The organism is Pseudomonas sp. 58 R 3, assembly GCF_900006605.1.
In the GTDB taxonomy this organism is placed as follows: Bacteria; Pseudomonadota; Gammaproteobacteria; order Pseudomonadales; family Pseudomonadaceae; genus Aquipseudomonas; species Aquipseudomonas salomonii.
Genome location: NZ_CVTT01000030.1, coordinates 23457 through 39370 on the forward strand (window position 1 = coordinate 23457; position 15914 = coordinate 39370).

A 15914-nucleotide genomic window follows, 5' to 3' on the forward strand; every position below is an offset into this window, starting at 1 on the left:
GGTAGAAATATCGCCACGCCCGACCGACCAGACCCCTGAGCTCACCATGTCCGAAGAACGCAACAGTTTGCACAACCAATCCTTGGAAAAGGGCCTGTCGGTGCTTAAGGCATTCAGCGCCCAGCGCCGCAGCATGAGCCTTGCAGAGGTGGCCGAGGCCGCCGGCATGACCAAAAGCTCGGCCCAGCGCATGGTGTTTACCCTCGAAAGCCTGGGTTACCTTCGGAAACACTCGCGCACACGGCATTACCAACTCACACCCCGCGTGCTGGAATTGGGGTTCAGTTATCTGGATGCGCATTCGCTGATCGAAGTGGCCAACCCGTTTCTCTCGGAGTTGACGCGCTTGACCGGCGAAACTTCATGCCTGACCGAGCCGGCGGGCCTGGACATGACCTACATCGCACGCTTTGTCAGTGCGGGTTTTGTGCCGGTGCACATGCCGATCGGTTCACGGGTGCCGATGTACTGCACGGCGTCGGGGCGCGCGTATTTGAGTGCCTTGCCGGTGGATGAAGCGCTGGTGTTGATCGAGAACAGCCAGCGCATTGCGCACACCAGCCAAACGTTGACTGAGGTCGACAGGATTCTGGAGTCGTTGCAGCAGGTGCGCGAGCAGGGCTACGCGGTGAATGGCCAGGAGCTGTTCCTGGGCGACATGACCATCGGCGCACCGGTGCTCGGTGCCAACGGCCGGCCGGTGGCGGCGGTGCATGTGGTGGCGCCGACCAGTCGGTGGAGCCGGGCGGATGCGGAGAAGCAGCTAGCGCCGGCGCTTTTGCAGTGTTCAAGGGCATTGAGTAATTCGGCGCGGAATCTTGAATAGCTCCATTCTCAAGAACACAGCCAATCCAATGTGGGAGCGGGCTTGCTCGCGAAAGCGGTGTGTCAGTCATACATGTATTGGCTGATCCACCGCATTCGCGAGCAAGCCCGCTCCCACATTTTGATCTTCATTCTTCGTTGAGCGTTATGTGAGCCCCAACAAAAAATGCGCCCCTGAGGGCGCATTTTTTTGTTCGGTCAGCAATCACCTGATCAGGCCATCGCATCCCAAGCCCGATCACCGTGCTCGTCTTTAATCCGAGTCGGCAAGCCCATCACGTCCAGCGCCTTCAGGAACGGCTCAGCCGGCAGTTCCTCAACGTTGGCCATGTGTTTCACGTCCCACTCGCCACGCGCGACCAGCAGCGCAGCGGCCACCGGTGGTACGCCTGCGGTGTAGGAGATGCCTTGGCTGTCGGTCTCGGCAAAGGCTTCTTCATGGCAGGCCACGTTGTAGATGAACATCTCACGTGGCTGGCCGCCTTTGGTGCCTTTGACCAGGTCACCAATGCAGGTTTTGCCGGTGTAGCCCGGGGCGAGCGAAGACGGGTCGGGCAGCACGGCCTTGACCAGTTTAAGCGGCACGACTTCCAGGCCTTCGGCGGTGGTGACCGGCTTTTCGGAGAGCAGGCCGAGGTTTTTCAATACGGTGAACACATTGATGTAGTGTTCGCCGAAGCTCATCCAGAAACGCACGTTGGGCACGTCGAGGTTTTTCGACAGCGAGTGCACTTCATCGTGGCCGGTAAGGTAGAGGTTCTGCGAACCGACGACCGGCAGGTCGTCGGTGCGTTTGACTTCGAACATGGTGTTGCTGGTCCACTGGCTGTTCTGCCAGCTCCACACCTGCCCGGTGAACTCGCGGAAGTTGATTTCCGGGTCGAAGTTGGTGGCAAAGTATTTGCCATGGCTGCCGGCATTGACATCGAGAATGTCGATCGAATCAATGCGGTCGAAATGCTGTTGCTGCGCCAGCGCGGCATACGCGTTGACGACACCCGGGTCGAAGCCCACGCCAAGAATGGCAGTGATGTTCTTCTGTTTGCACTCTTCCAGGTGGTTCCATTCATAGTTGCCGTACCACGGCGGGGTCTCGCAGACCTTGCCCGGCTCTTCGTGAATGGCGGTGTCCAGGTACGCAACGCCCGTGTCGATGCAGGCACGCAGTACCGACATGTTGAGGAACGAGGAACCTACGTTGATGACGATCTGCGACTCTGTCTCGCGGATCAGGGCCTTGGTCGCTTCCACGTCCATGGCGTTCAGCGCAAAGGCTTTAATATCCGCAGGCACCTTGAGGCTACCCTTGGCCTTGACGCTGTCGATGATGGCCTGGCATTTGGAGATGTTGCGCGACGCGATAGCAATACGACCGAGTTCGTCGTTGTGCTGCGCGCACTTGTGGGCCACCACCTTGGCGACACCTCCTGCACCAATGATAAGAACGTTCTTTTTCAATTGCTTTATCTCTCCTTTATCCGCCAGCTTACGAAAGGCTGGACAGGTAGTCGTCGTAACCAAATTCACGAACCACCTCGACTGTACCGTCGAGTTGTTTCACTACGATGGACGGCATTTTCAGGCCGTTGAACCAGTTTTTCTTGACCATGGTGTAGCCTGCGGTGTCGATGAACGACAGCCGATCGCCGATGGCCAGCGGACGATCAAATTGATACTCGCCGAAGATGTCCCCGGCCAGGCAGGATTTGCCGCACACCATGTAGGTGTGTTCACCCTCGCTCGGCGCCAGCTTGGCGTTGAGGCGGTAGATCAGCAGGTCCAGCAGGTGGGCTTCGATGGAGCTGTCTACCACGGCGAGGTTCTTGCCGTTGTAGAGGGTGTCGAGCACAGTCACTTCCAGCGATGCGCTGTTGGTGATCGCCGCTTCGCCGGGTTCCAGGTACACCTGCACGTCGTACTTCTGCGAGAACGCCTTGAGGCGCTGGCAGAAGGCGTCGATGGCATAGCCTTCACCGGTAAAGTGGATGCCGCCGCCGAGGCTCACCCAGTTGACCTTGTGCAGCAGCGCACCGAAGCGTTCTTCGATGGTGTTGAGCATCTGGTCGAACAGGTTGAAGTCACCGTTCTCACAGTTGTTGTGGAACATGAAGCCCGAGATCTGCTCGATCACGCCTTCGATCTTTACCGGGTCCCATTCGCCCAGGCGGCTGAATGGGCGCGCCGGGTCGGCGAGCAAATAGTCGGAGCTGCTGACCTGCGGGTTGACGCGCAGGCCGCGGGTCTTGCCTTCGCTGCGTTCGGCAAAACGTTGCAGTTGGCTGATGGAGTTGAAGATGATCTTGTCGCAGTTCTCCAGCATCTCTTCGATTTCGTCGTCAGCCCACGCCACGCTGTAGGCGTGCGCTTCACCTTCGAACTTCTGGCGACCGAGCTTCAATTCATACAGCGACGACGAGGTGGTGCCGTCCATGTATTCCTGCATCAGGTCAAACACCGACCAGGTGGCGAAGCACTTGAGCGCCAACAGCGCCTTGGCGCCGGACTGCTCGCGCACGTAAGCAATCTTCTGCATGTTGACCAGAAGCTTCTGTTTATCGATGAGGTAGTACGGCGTTTTGATCATTTTTGAGAGCCTGCGGCGGTGCCTGCCAAAAAAGGACACGCATTGTGCCCGCACTTGGATCAGATCGAAAGGTTAGCGGGCGGATTTTGCGCGCCAGGTTTCCAAGGGTAGCGTCTGAGTATGACTGTTTATGGCTACAACGCCGGTCTTCGGTGGCTGCAGGTGAGCCAAATCACTGCACTGACTTGGCGTGAGTGGCGGTGTCATCAGTTACCGAGTGAAACCCGCACTGTAGATAAAACGCTGCACCCTGCGCTGTATCTGTCGTCAGGCGCACCGTTTGAAAGTGCATGGCGGCGAATGCCAGCAACTGTTGCACCAGCGCTTTTCCGATATGTTGCCCACGCATCGATGGCGCGACGTAGACGCGGCGGATTCGGCCGTTGTCGGGAGTGGCATACGGATCGCGTGAAACGCCGCCGATTGCGACCAACTGGTCGTGGCGAAACACACCCAAAAGGCACTCGCCGGGTTGATCAAACCGAGTGGTGCGGTTTTCCCATTCGGTGACAAGCCGCGTGAGGAACCTGAACCCTTCGGCGACGGCCTGCGCGTGCAGCGTGTGGAACTGCTCGGGCAGATCTTCCAGGCGTTTTATCGAAAAGTCTTGGCAGGGAACCATCACGCCACCCGATTGCGACCCGCGCCCTTGGCCTGATACAGCTGCATATCCGCACGCTTGAGCAACGCCGAGGAATCCCGGTCGGCTGACTCTGCGATGCTCACGCCAATACTCACCGTCACCTGCCCCACCGCTGCAAATGTCGCCGCCGCCACTGCCGCGCGGATTTTCTCGGCGACCACCTCAGGGCTGTCCGGCTCTTCGACTTCCGGCAGCAACACCGCGAATTCTTCACCGCCATAGCGTGCGACAAAGTCGGTGGCGCGGGTGTTGCTTTCGATCAGGGCTGCCAGTTGGCACAGCACCTCGTCACCGACCGCGTGGCCGTAGCTATCGTTGACGCGTTTGAAGTAGTCGGCGTCGATCAGCAGCAGGGCGAAGGTGCGACCGGTGCGTTGGAACAGCAGGCTGTTCTCGGCAAGTTTTTCGTCGAAACGGCGGCGGTTGTAGACGCCGGTCAGCGCGTCGTGGGTCGCCAGGTTGAGCAGGTCGGCGTTGGCCTGGGTGAGGTCGGCCGTGCGTTGGGCGACGGTGGCCTCCAGGGTGGCGTTTGCCTCTTGCAATTGGCGCTCCTTGGCCAGCAGCGATTGGGTCATGCCAGTGAGGGAACGGCCCAGTTGCGCGATCTCCAGCACTGAGTGTTCCTGTGCAAACGCGGCGCCAGGTTGCTGCTCCTGAACGAGCCTGGCGGATTTGGCCAGGCGTTCGATCGGCCGGCTGAGGGAGGCGGCGAGGTAGTAGGCCGCCAATACGAACGCGACCGCTGCCAGCACGCCGAGTATCAGCAATTTATACAGCAGCGTACGCGCCGGTTGCAGGGCCACGTCCAGCGGCTGGCGGACCATGATGTACCAGGTCATGTTCGCATTGGATGGGCTCGGCACGGCGACCGAGGCGGTGACGTAGCCGTTGCCGGCCCACCAGCCGGAATGGGTGATCAGTTTGCCTGGCGGCATTTGCTCGCCGGCGAGGCTTTCGGGGTAGAGCACCTTGCCGTCGAAGTCGACGATCAGGGCCTCGATATCAGGGATAGCGTCTTTTTGCATCACTGCCGAGTCGACGATCTGCGTGACCCAACGCCAGTGCGCATGCGCACCCAGCACGCCGATGGTCTCTCCCTGGGCATTGCGGATAGGTGCGGCAAAGTCGATAAAACGCAATGGCTCGCCGTTGGCCGAACTGGGCAACAGTTTGGCCAGCAATACCGCTTCGTGAGGGTCACCGGTGTATTCGCCGTGCATGCCGGCCTGGAACCAGGGCCGCTGGCTGACCGACTGGTTGACCAGTAACCCATTGACCGCCTGACGAACATGCCCCTCGGCGTCGGCGATACCCATCCAGGCATATTCGGCCCGTGACTGGGTGCGCAGTTCCATCAGAGCGAGGAGGTCCGGCGCATCCAGGTTGCCCTTGCGCATCAGGGGCGCCTTGCTCAACAAAGACACTTCCAGCTGGCGTTCACGCAGCTGCACGGCGAGCAAGGCCGCGGTGGAACGCGCCGTGCTCAGCAGGGCATTGCCGCTGGCCTGCTTCATCTGTTCGGTGGCGATATGGCCCACGTAGATCCCGACGCTCAGCAGTGTGAGCAGTGACAAACCGGCAAACCATAAGGTCAGGTGAGTGCGCAGGCTGGCGTTGATCATGGGTACTCATTTGAGTGGGTATTTTAAACATGATAGTCGTTGTGCAGAGGTGATGAACAACCACAAACGTTCAAGAATGCGCACCACCCCCCTCAGTAGACTCGCCAGACTTCTTCTACTGCAGGTTCCCCATGGACATTTTTCTCTACGCGTTCAGCGTCATGTACAGCCCCGGCCCCGTCAACCTGATGGGCCTGAACGCCGGCCTCACGGGCAAGTTCCGTCGCTCCAGCGGCTTCTACATCGGTGTGGGGTGCGCGATGCTGTTGATGTTCGTGCTGTTCGGCTACACCGGCGAAGCGATCATCTCCCAGGCGGCGTTGCCGTATATCTCGTTGATTGGCGGCGTGTACACGCTGTACCTCGCGTACCAGGTGTTCACCGCGCGTACCGAGGTGGATGACGCTTCAAGCTCGCCTGCCAGGACCCTGACCTTCTGGAATGGGCTGGTGATTCAGTTGCTCAACCCCAAGGGCATCGTCGCGGTGTTGCCGATTACCAGCGTGATGTTGCCGGCGGCGCATATTACCGGCGCCTCGATCTTTGGCGTATCGGCCTTGCTGGGGCTGGGGGCGGTCGGCGCGCCATGGGCGTACGCCTTGCTGGGCGCGCTGCTGGGGCGGCGGATCAACGGGGCGGCGGCGTTTACCTGGTTCAACCGCTGCATGGGGCTGGCGCTGGCCGGCTGTGCGTATTTCATGTTTCACGCATTCTACCTGCACGTCTTTACACCTTAAGCCGTGGGTCAGCCTCGGTGGCGCGCAGTCTCAGGCTCCGACGTCAAGGGCGTTCAATACCCACAGGTGCGAACGCGCACCAGCTTGCGCGGCGCTTGTGGGAAACTGAATGGATATCGCCGACGTCGATGATGAAATCTACCGGGCTTTTTTTGCGTTAAAGAGTGGGAGAGAACAATGACGAGCATGAACGAACAAACCGCCGAGGAGGTGATCGCGTTCTGGAAGCAGGCAGGGCCTAAACGCTGGTTCGCCAAGGACGACGCATTTGACGCAGCCTTTCGCGAGACCTTTCACGCCACGCATATGCAAGCCGCTCGAGGCGAGCTGGAAAGCTGGCTGGAGTCGGCGCAGGGCGCGCTGGCGTTGCTGATCTTGCTGGATCAATACCCGCGCAATGCGTTTCGCGGCACCGCGCATATGTTCGCCACCGACCCGCTGGCACGTCTGTATGCGCGGCGGGCGGTAGAGGCCGGGTTGGATCAACAGATCGAGCCCCAACTGCGCGCCTTCTGTTACCTGCCGTTTGAACATTCCGAAGACCCGGCGGACCAGCAGCGTTCGCTGGCCTTGAACCAGCATTTGGACGCCGGCACCTACCATTGGGCCAAGGAGCACGCCGATATCATTGAACGGTTTGGGCGGTTTCCCCATCGCAACGCGGTGCTGGCCAGGGCAACCACCGAACTCGAGCACGAGTTTCTCAAGGCCGGCGGCTTCGCCGGCTAGGCGGCGGTCGCGTGATCATTCCCACGCTCTGCGTGGGCATGCATCCAGCGACGCTCTGCGTCGCCTTGCGCAAGGCTTAAGGCATGCGCCAACTTGGGACGCGGAGCGTCCGGGGCGGCATTCCCACGCAGAGCGTGGGGACGATCATGCTTCTTGGGCGCTGGCGGGCGCCAAGGTTGCCTTGGCGCCCACTGGACGAAAGCGCCGCAGCCCCTTGAGGTCGACCGCCCAGCGCAGTGCTTCGGTGGCCGAGGGGCGCGGGCCATGGGTGGTCGCGTGTTCATCCTGGGTGAGCGTGCCGAGGTAGCCCTGGGCACCGCCGCGTTCGCTCCAGTAGCGGGTGTGGCTGAGCCAGGAGCGGGCGAGCCAGCCTTTCCAGGTGCCCACGGTGACGGGTAAATCCAGCACGCCTGCACCCATCACCGGCATGACCGGGCCGCCGACGATATCGCCAAACAAGCCGTAGGGCGCGGGGAAATACAGGTTGGTCCAGCGCGTCACGGCAAACGCCGCGGCGTGGTGCAGGTACTGCGGGGTGAACGGTTTTTGCCCGAGCATCACCGGCTGGCGGGCGTTGTAGCCGTAGCCCTTGGTGTCTTCGGTTGGCGGGCAGGCCGGCGCTTCGCGGCGCTCGATGCGTTTTTTAAAGTCACTCACGCTGCGGCCCAGTAACAGGCTGGCGTGGGCCATGGGGCTACCCACCGTGACCAAATCCGTGATGCGCCAGGGGTTGCCCAGGCCACGCTGTTCGATAAACGCTTGGGCCTGTTGTTCACGAAATTTCAGGACACTGCCCAGGCTACCGTCGAGGGCGGCGCCGGCGTTGGGCAGCGTTTCGTTGATCACCGGTTGCAGCGGTTGGCGCTCGGCATAACGGTCGGCCAGCTCGCGGTTGCTGGGGATCACCTTGGTCAGTTGATCGTGATGTTCATGCCACAGGTAGCCGACGATATCGTAGGCAATCACACTGCCCAAACTGTGGCCGACGACGATGATGCGGTCGTAGTCGCCCTTGTTGTGCAGGGCGCGCAGTAACGCGACGCCATCGGCGCGGATCTGTTCGCGCACCACCACGTTCTGCGGGTTGGGGCTCAGGTAGCGGGCCGCATCGCCCAGGTAGGACAGCGCGGAATAACGCAGCCCCAGGCCGATGGCGCCGAGCAGCAGCGGCACCAGCGCGAAGGGGTTGTCGCTGTGGTCGAACCGGCCCCAGGCCGTGGCGAGGGTGCCGCTGGCAATCAGCAGCACAAGCACCGTCACCGTCCAGCGCGTGGTGCGCCAGATCGGCACGATGGCCTCGGGAATGTCACGGCGCGGGCGCTTGAAAATATCCCACAACCAGCCCAGCAGGTGGCCAACCTTGGTGCCCTGCATCTTGTGGGCCCAGTAATACTCGTAGAAATCCGTGCTGGTGCGGCCCGACGACTTCAATACACGCAGGTCAAAGTTGCGCGAAAGCCGGTCCGGCTTGCTCCAGTAAAACGGCGTGCCATCGGGCGTGTCCGCGGGAATCATCGCTTCGACGAAGCCGCGCAAGGTGTCCATCGGGCGCTGTTCGCCGATGCCATGGATAACGACAACTGCTTGTTTCATAAGCTTATCTTCCTTGAAAGCTATGGGTGAGTGGTGCGAAGGCCGGAACGGCTTCGTGGCGTGGCAAAGAGCTATGATCTTGCCACTAATGCGGCTATTCCTGCCAGGAATGCCCTCATAAAAAACGCGCATTGTCTTTCCGGCTGCCGATCTCGTAGCGTGGGTTCTCACCCAAGGAGAGCCTTTATGCCTGCACCGTCGTTGCGCCTTTATGTCGATGCTCAATTCACCAGCCCCTACGCCCTGTCGGTGTTCGTCACCCTGTTGGAAAAGGGGCTGGCCTTCGAAACCGTCACCCTTGACCTGGACACGGCGCAAAACCGCGCGGCGGAATTTGCCCAACTGTCGCTGACCCAGCGCGTGCCCACGTTGGTGCAAGGCGACTTTGCAGTGTCGGAGTCCTCGGCGATCAGCGAATACCTGGATGAGGCTTACCCCGAGACCACGGTGTACCCGACGGACCCAAAACAGCGGGCGAGGGCGCGCCAGGTCCAGGCGTGGCTGCGCAGCGACTTGCAGGCGATTCGTCAGGAACGCTCGACGCTGGTGGTGTTTTACGCACAGAAGAGGCCGCCGCTGTCGCCTGCAGGTGAGGCGGCCGCACGCAAGTTGATCAGCGCGGCACAGGCGTTATTGGCAGGCCACTCGGAATACCTGTTCGGCGCGTGGTCGATTGCCGATGTTGACCTGGCCGTGATGCTCAACCGCCTGATCCTCAACGGTGACAAGGTGCCGTCCGAGCTGGTGGCCTATGCACAGCGCCAATGGCAGCGGCCCTCGGTGCAGGCCTGGGTCAACCTGCAACGCCCGGCGCTCTAGGGGTTACAGCCATTCCTGGGCCACGCGCCGGTCCAGGTCTTCCCAATCGGCCATGCCCAGCACGCGCATGGTGTTCAAGCCGCGCAGGTAGCCGCGCAGTTGCTGGGCGCTGGCGCAACGCAGGTCGGCATCTGCGGTTGGGTCCTGCAGCACGTTTTCATAATCGACCAGGTAATCGGCGACCCGCTCGCGAAACTCCGGCAATACGGCTTCGCGGATGCGGTCGAAGGTTTTCTGGTGGGGCTTCATGGCGTGGTCCTTATAGGTTTTATGAGAAGAGGCTGCCTGACACTATCGGTTCAAATGATAGTCACCATCAAGGATCACACGTTCTGTTTTTGCGCCAAAAGCGGACAATCGCCCCATCGACACGCTGCTCAAGGAAATGCGCGATGAGGACGATTATTCAGCTGGGCTTGATGATACTGATGCTCGGCACCACGGTGCTGGCCAACCCGGCGATTGCCGATGATCTGCGTACCGGCCATTTGCTGCCCATCGTCGGTAGCGTAGACTCGCTGCGGCACGCGCAATCGGTGGGGGTGCTGTACAGCGAAAACACCCGCGACAACCTCAGCTACCTTGAACGCTACCACGCCATGGCCATGAACGGCGCCAAGGATGCCCTCGACGGGCGCATCCGTGAGGCATTCGTCAACAGCTCCGACCCGGAACTGGCGATCGATTGGTTAATGAGTTCGTTGCAGGGCACTTTTCTTGCCGTAACGGTCTATAGCAGCCTGGATGAACTGGTGCAGGCGCACCCGGATGTGGTGGTGGTGCTCGATACCCACAACCAACTGTTGACCCAGCGTAACGATCAGGTTGAGGCGCGCTTCGTTGCACGCTTCTATGACGCGAACCTGCAATACATCGCCAAGGCCGAAGGCTCGGTGCACAAGCAAGTGCCGTCGGTGTGGGTGCATGACAAGGCGGCGCCGGAAATTGCCGCACAGATTGAACAGCAGCGTGATGTACAGCTTGATGCGTTGAAGCAGTTCGATGTGTCGCTCAAGGCGTTGGTACGCGCCAGTTGATGTGAACTTTTCTTTTTATACTCAGGATTTTATATGCGCGCTTTTTTCATTCCGGCCCTGGCTGCTGCACCTTTGTTGCTGACCGGTTGTATCACCGCTCCCAATGCTCCGAGCTTGACTCTGCAAACCAACAAGACCCCTGAGGGCTATGTGCAGTGCGTATTGCCCAAGCTCGAAAAGCACGGCATCACCTCGACTGTGACCCAGAACTCGCGTCACGCCAAAGTGGTGTTGACCAGCAAGATTGCCGCCGATGATGTGCTGGAAGCCTACAAGTCCCAGGACGGCACCAAAGTGTTCCTGTATGAGCGCAAGCCACTGGCGTCGGCAATCAAGCCTTCGCGGCTGGAGTTGGCGGCGCAGGATTGCAAATAATCCTGGTAGGCGTACAGATTTAAATGTGGGAGCGGCGGTGCGACGATTCGACTTGCTCGCGAAAGCGGTAGATCAGTGAGTAAATAGGTCGACTGATACTCCGCTTTCGCGAGCAAGCCCGCTCCCACATTGTGCTGTGTGTTCGGCTTAAGGTTTGGCTTCGTTGCTGAAGGCGTTCACGCTGTTGACCAACCCTTTGGCCGCCAACGCTACCAACTCACCGCCTTTTTCCACCGTCGCCAGCGCCGGGTCCGAACCCATGCGCCCATCCGGGAAACGCGCGCGAAAATCCAGCGCTTCGCGGATCGGCCCGGTGTTGGCGATTTGCGGCGAATACTCAGCCGACTTGATCGACTCCGGGTACGCCCACTGCGTCACCGCAATCTCCGAAGGCGTGGCGTGGCTGCCGTGGCCCACCGGGAATTGGCGGTGAGCCAGCTCATTGACGCCTTCCAGGTCCCACCAGTTCACCAGCTTGAGCGCAAACCCGGCCGGGCGTCGGGCGTAGCTGGCTTCCGCGTACAGCTCTGAAAAGGCCGCTTCGATGGTGGCGATGTTGCCGCCATGGCCATTCAAGAACAGGATTTTCTCGAAACCATGCCCGGCCAATGAACGCACCCAGTCGCCAATTGCAGCGATAAAGGTGGAAGGGCGCAACGAAATGGTGCCGGGAAAGCCCAAATGGTGCTGGGCCATGCCGATATTGAAGGTCGGGCCGATCAGAATGTCGGCGTTCTTCTGCGCCTCATGGGCGATGATTTCCGGGCACATCCAGTCAGTGCCCAGCAGGCCGGTGGGGCCGTGTTGTTCGTTGGAGCCGATGGGGATCACCACCGTGCGGCTGCGCTCCAGAAACTGCCCGATCTCGATCCAGGTGGATGTGTGTAGAAGCATGCGACGCTCTCTTTTATCTGTGGGGACAGGCTAACCACCACGGATTGTACGACTACTCGCCACTTGTTGGGGCTTGCAGTTCAAGTACGTCGAAGACTTCAGCCAGCGCTGGTCCGGGTACCAGGAGAACATGAACTGCCCATCCTTGAGTTTGTCTACCACCTGGCGCGCCACTTGCGGGCGTACGGCCGGGCAGCCCTGGCTGCGGCCGATACGGCCTTCGCGCCTGCTCCAGGCCGGGTTCACGTAGTCGGCCGCATGAATCACCAGCGCGCGGTCGCGGGCCTGGTCATTGAAGCCCGGCTCCAGGCCGTCCATGCGCAACGAGTAACCGTGGGTGCCCAGGTAACTCTCCTGGGTGCGGAACAAACCCAGGCTGGATTGGTGGCTGCCTTCTCGATTGGAAAATTGCGTGGCGAAGTTTTCCCCGGATTTGGCACCATGGGCCACCAGGTCGCGCAGTACCAGGGTCTTCTTGCGCAGGTCGAAGATCCACAGCCGACGGGCGGTCGAGGGCTGGGAGTAGTCAATGACGGCCAGGCGATCCGAGCGCTCTTCGCCGTTATTGACCGCGCATTGCACCGCGCTCAGGGCGCTTTTCAGTACAGTGGGATTGAGTTCTGGAGCCGAGCGCGCCAGGCTGCTATACAAAGTAGGAGGGTTGGCAGTGGCGGCGAGCGTAACATTGCTCAGCGAAGCCAGGGTCACGGCGATCAAGCCGGCGCGGCATATTAAAGTCAGCATGTACAGTACATCCCCCCCGCTGTGGATTGGAGTTGAGTCAATTGTTCAAAAAACACGCATGTTACTTGAGCATTTGCCTGCTCGTTGCACCACTGGTCGCGACAGCTGATGAGCTGCCGATGGATGCCGTACCGCTGGTTTCGACCAGCCCGGTGCAATTGGCCCTTTCTCAACTGCCCAGCGTTTGCCCCGACCTTGCCGCGCAGATAGACGCCACGGCCCAAGCGCGCTTGCAGGCGTTCTACCAGCAACAGGGCAATGTGACGCTGTGGTCCGATGAGCGCCGCCACGCACTGCAATCTCAGTTGCTGATGCTGGCCGACGATGGCCTGGAGCCTTCCCACTATAGCCTGCCTATCGTGGAGGCCACGGGTAACATGCTGTGCAGCGATATCGGCAGCAGCCGGCAATACCTGCAAGCCCTGCAGGATTTGCATTACGGGCGTCTGCAACAATCGCGTTTAGAACCGCTGTGGCATTCCCAGCCACCCACCCTCGACCCCAATATTCAAGTGCTGGCCTTCGCCGCCACCGGCCTGCAAGACATGGCCCAAGCCTTTGACCAGGCGCGCCCCAGCGCCGATCTGTACCGCAGTTTGCGCAATACCTATGCCACCGTGCGCCTGCAGCCGTTGCCCCACTGGGACCCGGTCGCTACCGGGCCGCTGCTCAAGCCGGGCATGGACGACCCGCGCGTGCCCGAACTGGCGCGGCGCTTGTACAACGGCGGCTACCTGGCCAAGGCGCCGGCGGGCAACAGCCGGCAGTACCGCGATGAGTTGGTCAAGGCGGTGAAGGCTTTCCAGCTCAGCCACTCGCTGCAGGCCGACGGAGTGATAGGCACGGGCACCGTGGCCGAGCTCAATATCAGCCCGGCGATGCGCCGCGACCAGCTGCGCATCAACCTTGAACGCTTCCGCTGGCTGGCCCAGGACCTGGAGCCCGAAGGCGTGGTGGTGAATGTCGCGGGCGCGCAACTGAGCGTCTACCAGAGCGGCATCCCGGTGTGGCAAACCCGCCTGCAAGTCGGGCGTGCCGAGCGCCAGACGCCACTGCTCAAGTCGCGCATTACCCGGCTGACCCTCAACCCCACGTGGACCATTCCGCCGACCATCATGCGTGAGGACAAACTCCCGGCCATCCGCCTCAACCCCGAATACCTGCGCCAGCAAAACCTGCAAGTGCTCGACGCCCAGGGCCGCCCATTGACGGCCGACCAGGTGGATTGGTCGCACCCCGGCAACATTCTGCTGCGCCAGGAAGCCGGCCCGCGCAACCCCTTGGGCCGCATCGTGATGCGCTTTCCCAACCCCTATTCCGTTTACCTGCACGATACGCCGAGCCAGCCGCTGTTTACCAAAGGCCCACGGGCTTTCAGTTCGGGCTGTGTGCGGGTTGAGCAACCGATGATGCTGCGCGACCTGCTGGTAACCCCGGCCGAACGCACGCGCACCGAAGAGTTGCTTGCCACCGGCACAACCCATGAGTTCAGGCTGACCACGCCGGTGCCGGTGCTGTTGGGCTACTGGACAGTGGAAGTCGATCGCCAAGGCGGGTTGGTGTACTCGCCGGATATTTATGGGCGTGACCCGGTGTTGGTGAAGGCGATGGGGGCGGTGCTCTGAAGCTCATGTGGCCGGCTTTTCGTGGCCAGTAGGCTAGCTGTGGCGAGCGGGCTTGTTCTCCACATCATGCCTGCTCGCCACAAGGTTGATGTGCGCCAGGATCACGTCGACGGCCTCGGCAGCTGTCGCACGTGCAGTGTCGACAGTCAGTGGCGTTTCAGCCCACGCTTCATATTCATGGACTGAAACGGATTGCCAGGAAGGCGGCACCAACCCGGCAACATCACCGGTGCGGCTTTCCACACGACGCCGATGTTCCCGCAGGTCAGAGCAAACCACTTCAATATCAAGCAGCTCGACACCCGCTGTCGCCGCCACGGCCTGCCACGCCTCCCGGCTCTCCTTCACCGGGTTTACACAGTCGGCAATCACCGTCTGCCCCAGTCGCAGGTTACTCAACGCCAGCGCATTCGCCACGCCATAACCGCTGGCGCCTACATCAGCGTTCAATACGTTTGCATCCCTAAGCGCCTGCTCAATCACATCAATGCGCAGGTAAACCGCGTTTATCCGACGTGCCAGTGCGCTGGCAATCGTGGTCTTGCCGGTGCCGGGCAGGCCGCTGAATACAATAAGCATGGTCAATCCTTGAGTAGGGCGCCTGGCCAGTCTAGCGTTGCTTACTTCAAATAGCAGGCGCTGATCCAGTCGGCGGGGCGGGCGGCCAATTGCGTGGCTACGGGCAGGTAGCGTTTATCCAGTTGCGCCGCCAGCCAGAACAACGTCGCGCTGCTTTTGGCATCCCAGGTGCCGCTGTAGCCGGCTTCGCCCACCCTGGCGCGGTCTTTGTCGAACTGAACGTGGGTGTGCACGAACTCCTGGTGGCTGCGTTGCCCGTTGGCATAGGGCACCAGCCAATCCAGGGCGGCGCGCAGCGACGCGCCATTGGCCTTGAGATTGAGCCAGTCGCCGCCGTAGGGCTTGGCCGCCAGTGCGGCCTGCACCAGCGGTTCAAGGTCGTAGACCACGTAATGCAGGGCGTCACGGTCCTGGAAGTCGGTGACCGAGCCGTCAGCCAGGATATTGTCGGCCACTTGCTGTTTAAACAGCTGATGAGCCTGCTCAAGCATGGCTCGGTCGTCGAGTGCGGCGGCGGCCAGGGTCACCAACTTGACGCGGTGGCTCTGCCAGTTATTGGCCTGGGTGCCTTTTTTCTGCCCATGGAATTGCTCGATATGCGCGATGTAGCCATTGCCCAGGTTGCTGATCAAGCGGCGGCTGGCGGCGCGGGTTTCCAGGCGCAAATGGTCGGCGGTCAGCGCATAGGCCGTGATCAGCATATCGAGGTTGGTTTCGTCGATGGGGTTGAAGTCCGGCTGGTAGACATCGGCCCAGGCGGCAAGGTACTCGTCGACTTGCTTGAGGTAACGCGGGTCACCGCTGATGCGCCAGGCCAGCGCCGCCTGGCGCATCAGCGGCCAGTCCTTTTCGGCAACTATGCTTTGCTCGCGAATGCCATGGTTTGGCAGGGTGCCTTCAGTGTGCACATGCGGCAACGGCGCTGGCCGGTCTGCCAAATGCCGTTGGGCGGCGGCCAACAAGGCGTTGGCTGCAGGGTTTGCAGCCGCAGGCTGGCAGAGGCTTGCAGCCATCGTCACCGCGGGCGATGCGGCCAGCAGCAAGGTAAAGGCAAAAGTCGTTTTGTTCATGAGCGGTTCTGTTGGACAAGGATGCGCCAACGCTAGCA

17 protein-coding genes are annotated in these 15914 nt (G+C 60.9%); 7 read left to right on the top strand and 10 right to left on the bottom strand.

Features of this window, described 5'->3' with window-relative positions; all coding sequences use genetic code 11:
* Positions 1–46: 46 nt before the first annotated feature.
* A complete protein-coding gene (locus BFP92_RS04215) occupies positions 47–826 on the top strand; it encodes an IclR family transcriptional regulator (protein WP_065912033.1) in 780 nt (259 codons plus the stop codon).
* 212 nt (positions 827–1038) lie between these two features.
* Here the strand turns inward: BFP92_RS04215 and BFP92_RS04220 are convergent, their stop codons facing one another.
* From BFP92_RS04220 to BFP92_RS04235, 4 genes are all read right to left on the bottom strand, one after another.
* Complete coding sequence (locus BFP92_RS04220; RefSeq protein ID WP_065912035.1) at positions 1039–2283, bottom strand: saccharopine dehydrogenase family protein; 1245 nt, start codon at positions 2281–2283, stop codon at positions 1039–1041.
* A 28-nt stretch (positions 2284–2311) separates the two neighbouring features.
* Positions 2312–3409: a carboxynorspermidine decarboxylase gene (locus BFP92_RS04225; RefSeq protein ID WP_065912037.1), complete on the bottom strand. Its 1098-nt coding sequence runs from the start codon at positions 3407–3409 to the stop codon at positions 2312–2314.
* Positions 3410–3581: 172 nt separating this feature from the next.
* Complete coding sequence (locus tag BFP92_RS04230; protein ID WP_065912038.1) at positions 3582–4031, bottom strand: GNAT family N-acetyltransferase; 450 nt, start codon at positions 4029–4031, stop codon at positions 3582–3584.
* A complete protein-coding gene (locus tag BFP92_RS04235; protein ID WP_065912039.1) occupies positions 4031–5674 on the bottom strand; it encodes a sensor domain-containing diguanylate cyclase in 1644 nt (547 codons plus the stop codon). Before BFP92_RS04235 ends, BFP92_RS04230 begins: the two co-directional genes overlap by 1 nt.
* Positions 5675–5805: 131 nt before the next feature.
* Here BFP92_RS04235 and BFP92_RS04240 point away from each other — a divergent pair, with 131 nt between their 5' ends.
* Together BFP92_RS04240 and BFP92_RS04245 are read left to right on the top strand one after the other, a co-directional pair.
* On the top strand, positions 5806–6411 hold the full coding sequence (locus BFP92_RS04240; RefSeq protein WP_065912040.1) for a LysE family translocator: 606 nt from the start codon (positions 5806–5808) through the stop codon (positions 6409–6411).
* 186 nt (positions 6412–6597) lie between these two features.
* Complete coding sequence (locus BFP92_RS04245) at positions 6598–7140, top strand: DUF924 family protein (RefSeq protein WP_065912044.1); 543 nt, start codon at positions 6598–6600, stop codon at positions 7138–7140.
* 144 nt (positions 7141–7284) lie between these two features.
* Here the strand turns inward: BFP92_RS04245 and BFP92_RS04250 are convergent, their stop codons facing one another.
* Complete coding sequence (locus BFP92_RS04250; RefSeq protein ID WP_065912045.1) at positions 7285–8733, bottom strand: alpha/beta hydrolase family protein; 1449 nt, start codon at positions 8731–8733, stop codon at positions 7285–7287.
* Positions 8734–8919: 186 nt separating this feature from the next.
* Here BFP92_RS04250 and yfcF point away from each other — a divergent pair, with 186 nt between their 5' ends.
* Positions 8920–9552 (top strand): glutathione transferase, encoded by a 633-nt coding sequence (yfcF, locus tag BFP92_RS04255; protein WP_065912049.1) that lies wholly within the window; start codon positions 8920–8922, stop codon positions 9550–9552.
* A gap of 3 nt (positions 9553–9555) precedes the next feature.
* Here the strand turns inward: yfcF and BFP92_RS04260 are convergent, their stop codons facing one another.
* A complete protein-coding gene (locus tag BFP92_RS04260; RefSeq protein ID WP_056859831.1) occupies positions 9556–9801 on the bottom strand; it encodes a hypothetical protein in 246 nt (81 codons plus the stop codon).
* 143 nt (positions 9802–9944) lie between these two features.
* On the opposite strand from BFP92_RS04260, the gene BFP92_RS04265 reads away from it, so the two are divergent.
* Both BFP92_RS04265 and BFP92_RS04270 read left to right on the top strand, forming a co-directional pair.
* Positions 9945–10589 (top strand): ATPase, encoded by a 645-nt coding sequence (locus BFP92_RS04265; RefSeq protein ID WP_065912051.1) that lies wholly within the window; start codon positions 9945–9947, stop codon positions 10587–10589.
* A 33-nt stretch (positions 10590–10622) separates the two neighbouring features.
* Positions 10623–10964, top strand: coding sequence for a hypothetical protein (locus BFP92_RS04270; protein WP_065912053.1), 342 nt, complete (start codon positions 10623–10625; stop codon positions 10962–10964).
* A gap of 147 nt (positions 10965–11111) precedes the next feature.
* On the opposite strand, the gene BFP92_RS04275 is transcribed toward BFP92_RS04270, so the two are convergent.
* Positions 11112–11858, bottom strand: a complete 747-nt coding sequence (locus BFP92_RS04275; RefSeq protein WP_065912055.1) for a creatininase family protein — start codon at positions 11856–11858, stop codon at positions 11112–11114.
* Between the two features lie 30 nt (positions 11859–11888).
* Positions 11889–12602, bottom strand: a complete 714-nt coding sequence (locus tag BFP92_RS04280) for a murein L,D-transpeptidase catalytic domain family protein (RefSeq protein WP_065912060.1) — start codon at positions 12600–12602, stop codon at positions 11889–11891.
* Between the two features lie 41 nt (positions 12603–12643).
* Between BFP92_RS04280 and BFP92_RS04285 the strand changes: the two genes are divergently transcribed.
* Positions 12644–14227, top strand: coding sequence for a L,D-transpeptidase family protein (locus BFP92_RS04285; RefSeq protein WP_065912062.1), 1584 nt, complete (start codon positions 12644–12646; stop codon positions 14225–14227).
* A gap of 33 nt (positions 14228–14260) precedes the next feature.
* On the opposite strand, the gene BFP92_RS04290 is transcribed toward BFP92_RS04285, so the two are convergent.
* Complete coding sequence (locus tag BFP92_RS04290; protein WP_065912064.1) at positions 14261–14806, bottom strand: P-loop nucleotide/nucleoside kinase family protein; 546 nt, start codon at positions 14804–14806, stop codon at positions 14261–14263.
* 41 nt (positions 14807–14847) lie between these two features.
* On the bottom strand, positions 14848–15876 hold the full coding sequence (locus BFP92_RS04295; protein ID WP_065912065.1) for an alginate lyase family protein: 1029 nt from the start codon (positions 15874–15876) through the stop codon (positions 14848–14850).
* Positions 15877–15914: the final 38 nt, after the last annotated feature.

What these genes read in the sequence shown, in the direction of transcription:
- BFP92_RS04215 (WP_065912033.1), top strand. Translation starts at nt 47, where the DNA reads ATGTCCGAAGAACGCAACAGTTTGCACAACCAATCCTTGGAAAAGGGC.
- BFP92_RS04225 (WP_065912037.1), bottom strand. Translation starts at nt 3,409, where the DNA reads ATGATCAAAACGCCGTACTACCTCATCGATAAACAGAAGCTTCTGGTC.
- BFP92_RS04230 (WP_065912038.1), bottom strand. Translation starts at nt 4,031, where the DNA reads ATGGTTCCCTGCCAAGACTTTTCGATAAAACGCCTGGAAGATCTGCCC.
- BFP92_RS04235 (WP_065912039.1), bottom strand. Translation starts at nt 5,674, where the DNA reads ATGATCAACGCCAGCCTGCGCACTCACCTGACCTTATGGTTTGCCGGT.
- BFP92_RS04240 (WP_065912040.1), top strand. Translation starts at nt 5,806, where the DNA reads ATGGACATTTTTCTCTACGCGTTCAGCGTCATGTACAGCCCCGGCCCC.
- BFP92_RS04245 (WP_065912044.1), top strand. Translation starts at nt 6,598, where the DNA reads ATGAACGAACAAACCGCCGAGGAGGTGATCGCGTTCTGGAAGCAGGCA.
- BFP92_RS04250 (WP_065912045.1), bottom strand. Translation starts at nt 8,733, where the DNA reads ATGAAACAAGCAGTTGTCGTTATCCATGGCATCGGCGAACAGCGCCCG.
- yfcF (WP_065912049.1), top strand. Translation starts at nt 8,920, where the DNA reads ATGCCTGCACCGTCGTTGCGCCTTTATGTCGATGCTCAATTCACCAGC.
- BFP92_RS04260 (WP_056859831.1), bottom strand. Translation starts at nt 9,801, where the DNA reads ATGAAGCCCCACCAGAAAACCTTCGACCGCATCCGCGAAGCCGTATTG.
- BFP92_RS04265 (WP_065912051.1), top strand. Translation starts at nt 9,945, where the DNA reads ATGAGGACGATTATTCAGCTGGGCTTGATGATACTGATGCTCGGCACC.
- BFP92_RS04270 (WP_065912053.1), top strand. Translation starts at nt 10,623, where the DNA reads ATGCGCGCTTTTTTCATTCCGGCCCTGGCTGCTGCACCTTTGTTGCTG.
- BFP92_RS04275 (WP_065912055.1), bottom strand. Translation starts at nt 11,858, where the DNA reads ATGCTTCTACACACATCCACCTGGATCGAGATCGGGCAGTTTCTGGAG.
- BFP92_RS04280 (WP_065912060.1), bottom strand. Translation starts at nt 12,602, where the DNA reads ATGCTGACTTTAATATGCCGCGCCGGCTTGATCGCCGTGACCCTGGCT.
- BFP92_RS04290 (WP_065912064.1), bottom strand. Translation starts at nt 14,806, where the DNA reads ATGCTTATTGTATTCAGCGGCCTGCCCGGCACCGGCAAGACCACGATT.
- BFP92_RS04295 (WP_065912065.1), bottom strand. Translation starts at nt 15,876, where the DNA reads ATGAACAAAACGACTTTTGCCTTTACCTTGCTGCTGGCCGCATCGCCC.